This is a genomic window from Pseudomonas sp. 05N36 (assembly GCF_056397385.1).
On sequence record NZ_JBFTNH010000082.1, the window covers coordinates 1 to 364 of the forward strand.

General features: G+C 51.8%; 1 rRNA gene. It reads right to left on the bottom strand.

From position 1 onward, the window contains the following. Window positions 1-364: ribosomal RNA gene (locus tag AC1DIH_RS28250) — 23S ribosomal RNA — on the bottom strand; the annotation flags it as partial.

Here is a 364-nt window from a genome sequence, read left to right on the forward strand (position 1 = left end):
ACCAGTCCTTACGGTCTAGCTTCAACGCCCTTAGAACGCTCTCCTACCACGGACACCTACGGTGTCCATCCACAGCTTCGGTGATACGTTTAGCCCCGKTACATTTTCGGCGCAGAGTCACTCGACCAGTGAGCTATTACGCACTCTTTAAATGATGGATGCTTCTAAGCCAACATCCTGGTTGTCTTTGCAACTCCACATCCTTTCCCACTTAACACACACTTGGGGACCTTAGCTGATGATCTGGGCTGTTTCCCTCTTGACAATGGATCTTAGCACTCACTGTCTGACTCCCGAGTAGCACGTCTATGGCATTCGGAGTTTGACTGGACTTGGTAACCCTTGGCGGGCCCCGCACCCAATC